At 71.0% G+C, this 6,000-nt stretch carries 6 protein-coding genes; 5 read left to right on the plus strand and 1 reads right to left on the minus strand.

The features are described from left to right. Window positions 1-136: 136 nt before the first annotated feature. Window positions 137-808 carry a pirin family protein gene (locus ACGF4C_RS34165; protein ID WP_393571705.1) on the minus strand — a complete coding sequence of 224 codons (672 nt, stop codon included), beginning with the start codon at window positions 806-808 and terminating at the stop codon, window positions 137-139. 39 nt (window positions 809-847) lie between these two features. On the opposite strand from ACGF4C_RS34165, the gene ACGF4C_RS34170 reads away from it, so the two are divergent. The 5 genes from ACGF4C_RS34170 to fabF all read left to right on the plus strand — a co-directional run bounded on the left by ACGF4C_RS34170 (window position 848) and on the right by fabF (window position 5,859). After that, entirely contained in the window at window positions 848-2,050 is a 1,203-nt protein-coding gene (locus ACGF4C_RS34170) for a PucR family transcriptional regulator (protein WP_393571707.1), read from the plus strand. Between the two features lie 89 nt (window positions 2,051-2,139). Further along, window positions 2,140-3,102, plus strand: coding sequence for an ACP S-malonyltransferase (locus ACGF4C_RS34175; RefSeq protein WP_393571709.1), 963 nt, complete (start codon window positions 2,140-2,142; stop codon window positions 3,100-3,102). 13 nt (window positions 3,103-3,115) lie between these two features. Continuing rightward, window positions 3,116-4,162: a ketoacyl-ACP synthase III gene (locus ACGF4C_RS34180; protein WP_201808067.1), complete on the plus strand. Its 1,047-nt coding sequence runs from the start codon at window positions 3,116-3,118 to the stop codon at window positions 4,160-4,162. A 105-nt stretch (window positions 4,163-4,267) separates the two neighbouring features. Next, window positions 4,268-4,516 (plus strand): acyl carrier protein, encoded by a 249-nt coding sequence (locus ACGF4C_RS34185; protein WP_006605825.1) that lies wholly within the window; start codon window positions 4,268-4,270, stop codon window positions 4,514-4,516. Between the two features lie 77 nt (window positions 4,517-4,593). After that, on the plus strand, window positions 4,594-5,859 hold the full coding sequence (fabF, locus tag ACGF4C_RS34190; protein WP_393571712.1) for a beta-ketoacyl-ACP synthase II: 1,266 nt from the start codon (window positions 4,594-4,596) through the stop codon (window positions 5,857-5,859). Window positions 5,860-6,000 lie beyond the last annotated feature (141 nt).

Raw genomic sequence — 6,000 nt, forward strand, 5'->3', positions numbered from 1 at the left:
GCGGACGGTCTGACGCGGACGGCGGCCGGGCGGGCGTCCCCGTAGGACCACGAAGCGGAATCACCCCTAAGACCACGAAGCGGAATCGCGCCCGCCAAGGCCCGCCACGGCCGCCCGGCCCCGCCGCGGCCGCCCCTCACCCGTGGACCGGCTCCGCCCCCATCTCCCACATCAGGCACTCCGCGGCCGCCAGCGCCGTCAGCTCCAGCCCGGTCCCGTCCGTGATCCGCGCCGCGTCGCCCGCCTCCAGGCGCTGCCCGCCGATCCCGACCGCTCCCCGCACGACGTGCACGTACACCCGCTCCGCGTCCGGGACGGCGGTGCGCTCGCCGTCCGTGAGACGGCGCACATGCAGCAGGGCGCCGGCCCGCGGGACCGCGTACGGCGTGCCGTCGGCGATGCCGCGGACGATCTCGTACGCCGGCTCCCCGCCGAATTCGCGCGGGGCCAGCCACATCTGGACGAAGCGCAGCGGGGCCCCGCCCGCGTTGCGCTCCACGTGCCGCACGCCGCCGGCGGAGCTGAGCCGCTGGAGATCGCCGGGGCGCACGGTGGTCTCGTGTCCGGCCGAGTCGCGGTGGGTCAGCTCACCCTCGACCACCCAGGTCACGATCTCGGTGTCGCGGTGCGGATGCTCGTCGAAGCCGGCACCGGCCGCCAGCCGCTCCTCATTGCAGGCGATAAGTGCACCGAAGCGCAGATTGTCCGGGTCGAAGTGGGGCCCGAAGGAGAATGCGTGCAGCGACTCGATCCCCGCGTCCGGATCGCCGCCCCGATAGCGTTCCTCGCCCCTGCGCACCTGAATCATGGGCCCACGGTAGCCCCGCCCCCTCACCTCCCCGCCCCGATGGTGCAGGCTTGTCCCGTGTCTGAACCCGCATCGCGCGACGCGCACCCGCACTCCGCGACCCTCCGGCGCCTGGAGAATTCCTCCGGCACGCTGGCGGCCGCGGCCATCGCCCGCATGGACGCCACGCTGCCGTGGTACCGCGCGATGCCCCCGGAGAACCGCTCCTGGATCGGCTTGGTCGCCCAGGCCGGTATCGCCGCCTTCACCGAGTGGTTCCGGCATCCGGAGACCCCGCAGGCGATCAGCACCGACGTCTTCGGCACCGCGCCGCGCGAGCTGACCCGGGCGATCACGCTGCGCCAGACCGTGGAGATGGTCCGGACGACGATCGAGGTCATGGAGGCGGCGATCGACGACGTCGCGGCCCCCGGCGACGAGTCCGTGCTGCGCGAGGCGCTCCTGGTCTACGCCCGGGAGATCGCCTTCGCCACCGCCCAGGTCTACGCCCAGGCCGCCGAGGCCCGTGGCGCCTGGGACGCCCGCCTGGAGTCGCTGGTGGTCAACGCGGTGCTCTCGGGGGAGGCCGACGAGGGCGCGGTCTCCCGGGCGGCGGCGCTGGGCTGGAACTCCCCCGAGCACGTGTGTGTGGTGCTGGGCACGGCCCCGGACGGCGACAGCGAGCTGACCGTGGAGGCGATCCGGCGGGCCGCCCGGCACGCCAAGCTGCAGGTACTGACCGGGGTGCTGGGCTCGCGGCTGGTGGTGATCGCGGGTGGTTCGGACAATCCGCTCAAGGCGGCGAAGGCGCTGATCGGCCCGTATGCCGCCGGGCCCGTGGTGGCCGGCCCGGTGGTCTCCGACCTCCTGGCGGCGACCCGTTCCGCGCAGGCCGCGGCGGCCGGTCTGCGGGCGTGCGCGGCCTGGCCGGACGCGCCGCGCCCGGTGCTCGCGGACGATCTGCTTCCGGAACGCGCGATGGCCTCGGACCCGGTGGCGCGGGAGCAGTTGGTGGAGGAGATCTACAGACCGCTGGAGGAAGCCGGGTCGGCGCTCCTGGAGACGCTGAGCGTCTATCTTGAGCAGGCGAGCAGTCTGGAGGGCGCGGCCCGGATGCTGTTCGTGCACCCCAACACCGTGCGCTATCGGCTGCGACGTGTGACGGACGTCACCGGGTGGTCACCCTCCGATGTGCGCTCGGCCTTCACCCTCCGTATCGCACTGATTCTGGGGCGTCTGGCTGACGGTGAGGCGCAACTCTAGACTTTTGTCGGAGACCAACAATTACCCCGATGGTTCTTCGTCCTTGTCCCCACGGGCGGGCGGAACCACCCACAAGAGAGAGTGTGAGGGTGCTCGTACTCGTCGCTCCCGGCCAAGGCGCCCAGACGCCCGGCTTCCTGACCCCCTGGCTCGACCTCCCCGGTGTCGAAGACCGGCTCCGTGAGTGGTCGGCCGCCATCGACCTCGACCTGGTCCACTACGGCACGAAGGCGGACGAAGAGGAAATCCGCGACACCGCGGTGGCGCAGCCGCTGCTGGTGGCGTCCGCCCTGATCTCCACCCGTCAGCTGTTCGCGACGGCCGACGACTTCTCCTCCAAGGTCGGCGCCGCGGCCGGTCACAGCGTGGGCGAGCTCGCTGCCGCCGCGCTGACCGGCACGCTCTCCGACGAGGCCGCGATGGGGCTGGTACGCCGCCGCGGCCTGGCGATGGCCGAGGCCGCCGCCGTCACCGAAACCGGCATGGCCGCCCTCCTGGGTGGCGATGAGGCCGTCGTGCTCCCCCATCTGGAGCGGCTGGGCCTGACCCCGGCGAACGTCAACGGCGCCGGCCAGATCGTCGCGGCCGGCACCGCCGAGCAGATCGCCGCGCTGGTCGAGAACAAGCCGGAGGGCACTCGCCGGGTCGTACCGCTGAAGGTGGCCGGCGCGTTCCATACTCACCACATGGCACCCGCCGTCTCCGCGCTGGAATCCGCGACCGCTTCGCTGTCGGTCGCCGATCCGCACACCCGCTACGTCTCCAACAAGGACGGGCAGCTGGTCTCCTCCGGTCAGGAACTCGTGCAGCGGCTGGTCGGCCAGGTGGCCAACCCCGTGCGCTGGGACCTGTGCATGGAGACCTTCAAGGCGCTCGGCGTCACCGCGCTCATCGAGGCCGCCCCCGGCGGCACGCTCACCGGCCTGGCCAAGCGCGCCCTGCCCGGCGTGCGGACCCTCGCCCTCAAGTCGCCCGACGACCTCGACGCGGCCCGCACGCTGATCGCCGAGGCGTCCGCCGCCACCACAGCTGGCTCGGCACCGGTCGAATAGGAGTCCGAAGCGCATGACCTCGAAGATCAAGCCCTCCAAGGGCGCTCCGTACGCCCGGATCATGGGCGTCGGCGGCTACCGGCCGACCCGTGTCGTGCCCAACGAGGAGATCCTCAAGCACATCGACTCGTCCGACGAGTGGATCCGCTCACGGTCCGGCATCGCGACCCGCCACTGGGCGGGCCCCGAGGAGACCGTGGCGCAGATGTCGGTCGAGGCGTCCGGCAAGGCCATCGCCGACGCCGGCATCACGCCCGAGCAGATCGGCGCCGTGATCGTCTCCACCGTCTCGCACTTCAAGCAGACCCCGGCGGTCGCGACCGAGATCGCGCACCGCATCGGCGCCGGCAAGCCGGCCGCCTTCGACATCTCGGCGGGCTGCGCGGGCTTCGGCTACGGACTGACCCTCGCCAAGGGCCTGGTGACGGAGGGTTCGGCGGAGTACGTCCTGGTCATCGGCGTCGAGCGACTGTCGGACCTGACCGACCTGGAGGACCGTGCGACGGCCTTCCTGTTCGGTGACGGCGCCGGCGCGGTGGTCGTCGGCCCCGCCAACGAGCCGGAGATCGGCCCGACGGTCTGGGGCTCGGAGGGCGACAAGTCCGAAACGATCAAGCAGACCCTCGGCTGGGACGTCTACCGTTCCACGCCGGTCCCCGGGGGCGACGGGCCCGAGGCGCGCCCCGCCCTGGAGGAGATCCGGTACCCCGCCATCACCCAGGAGGGCCAAGCGGTCTTCCGGTGGGCGGTGTTCGAGATGGCCAAGGTCGCCCAGCAGGCGCTGGACGCGGCCGGAGTCAGCCCGGACGACCTGGACGTCTTCATCCCGCACCAGGCCAACATGCGGATCATCGACTCGATGGTGAAGACTCTGAAGCTGCCGGAGAGCGTGACGGTCGCCCGCGACGTGGAGACCACCGGCAACACCTCGGCCGCCTCCATTCCGCTCGCCATGGAGCGGCTGTTGGCGACCGGACAGGCCAAGAGCGGCGACACCGCGCTGGTCATCGGCTTCGGGGCGGGTCTCGTGTACGCCGCGACGGTCGTTACCCTCCCCTAGGCAAGATCTGCGCAGCACCGTCCGTCTCCGGACGTGCCGGGCGCCGCACGGATCTTCACCGCAAGTAACGCAGTTTCCCCTTAAAATGACCGAAGGAGCGCCATCATGGCCGCCACTCAGGAAGAGATCGTTGCCGGTCTCGCCGAGATCGTGAACGAGATCGCCGGGATCCCCACCGAGGACGTCCAGGTGGACAAGTCCTTCACCGACGACCTGGACGTTGACTCGCTGTCCATGGTCGAGGTCGTCGTCGCCGCCGAAGAGCGCTTCGACGTGAAGATCCCGGACGACGACGTCAAGAACCTCAAGACCGTCGGCGACGCGACCGACTACATCCTCAAGCACCAGAGCTGATCCAGCTCCCGCGCATGTCGCCACCCCGCGGTGGCGCCGTCGATTCAGACCCCTCTACCCGTGGAGTAAGAATTCCCGTGAACGCGACCAATCGCACCGTGGTCGTCACCGGTATCGGCGCAACCACACCGCTGGGTGGCGACAGCGCTTCGACCTGGGAGGCCATGCTCGCCGGACGCTCCGGTGTCAGCACGCTCGACCAGGACTGGGCCGCCGACCTGCCCGTCCGCATCGCCGGGCAGATCGCCGTTGAGCCGTCCGAGATCATCCCGCGGCCGCAGGCCCGCAAGCTGGACCGTTCGGCGCAGTTCGCGCTCGTCGCGGCCCAGGAAGCCTGGAAGGACGCGGGCTTCACCGCCAGGGCGGGCGAGGACACGTCGGTCAACCCCGACCGTCTTGGCGCGGTCATCGCCTCCGGCATCGGTGGTGTGACGACCCTGCTCGACCAGTACGACGTGCTCAAGGAGAAGGGCGTACGCCGCGTCTCCCCGCACACCGTGCCGATGCTGATGCCGAACTCGCCGTCCGCCAACGTCGGCATCGAGTTCAACGCCCGAGCCGGTGTGCACACGCCGGTCTCGGCGTGCGCGTCGGGCGCCGAGGCCATCGGCTACGCCATCGAGATGATCCGCTCGGGCCGCGCCGACGTCGTCGTCGCCGGTGGCACGGAAGCCGCCATCCACCCGCTGCCGATCGTCGCGTTCGGCAACATGATGGCGATGTCCAAGAACAACGAGGACCCGCAGGGCGCCTCCCGCCCGTGGGACGTCGACCGCAATGGCTTCGTGCTCGGCGAGGGCGCCGGCGTGATCATCCTGGAGTCCGAGGAGCACGCCAAGGCCCGCGGCGCCACGATCTACGCCGAGGCCGTCGGCCAGGGCATCTCCGCCGACGCACACCACATCACGCAGCCCGAGCCGTCCGGCAACGGCATCGCGGCGGCGCTGACGAACCTGATCGACAACACCGGTCTCAACCCGGCGGAGATCGTGCACGTGAACGCGCACGCGACGTCGACCCCGGCCGGTGACGTCGGTGAGCTCAGGGCGCTGCGCAAGGCGTTCGGTGACGACGTCGATCACATGGCCATCACCAGTACGAAGTCGATGACCGGCCACCTCCTGGGCGGCGCGGGCGGCATCGAGACGGTGGCCACGATCCTCGCGCTCAAGAACCGCATCGCCCCGCCGACGATCAACATCGACGAGCTCGACCCGGAGGCCGACGCGGACATCGTCCGCGGCGAGGCCCGCAAGCTGCCGGCCGAGGGCCGGATCGCGGCGCTGAACGACTCGTTCGGCTTCGGCGGCCACAACGTCGTGCTCGCCTTCCGCACGGTCTGAGGCGCGCCGGTAGAAGCGTAGGAGGGCCCGCCCGGTGACGTTCGCCGACGCTGTTGGTTAATTCGGGCCCTGCCTGCTTCGCCCCGCTGGTAGTCCAGTGGGGCGAAGTGCTGCCAGGTGGGAGGTTCGGGTGCGGGCTCG

Source organism: Streptomyces sp. NPDC048197, from assembly GCF_043202395.1.
In the GTDB taxonomy this organism is placed as follows: Bacteria; Actinomycetota; Actinomycetes; order Streptomycetales; family Streptomycetaceae; genus Streptomyces; species Streptomyces siderophoricus.

Excerpts from the sequence above, each read along its gene's own strand:
- ACGF4C_RS34165 (WP_393571705.1), bottom strand. The coding sequence starts at position 808 with ATGATTCAGGTGCGCAGGGGCGAGGAACGCTATCGGGGCGGCGATCCG.
- ACGF4C_RS34170 (WP_393571707.1), top strand. The coding sequence starts at position 848 with ATGGTGCAGGCTTGTCCCGTGTCTGAACCCGCATCGCGCGACGCGCAC.
- ACGF4C_RS34180 (WP_201808067.1), top strand. The coding sequence starts at position 3,116 with ATGACCTCGAAGATCAAGCCCTCCAAGGGCGCTCCGTACGCCCGGATC.
- ACGF4C_RS34185 (WP_006605825.1), top strand. The coding sequence starts at position 4,268 with ATGGCCGCCACTCAGGAAGAGATCGTTGCCGGTCTCGCCGAGATCGTG.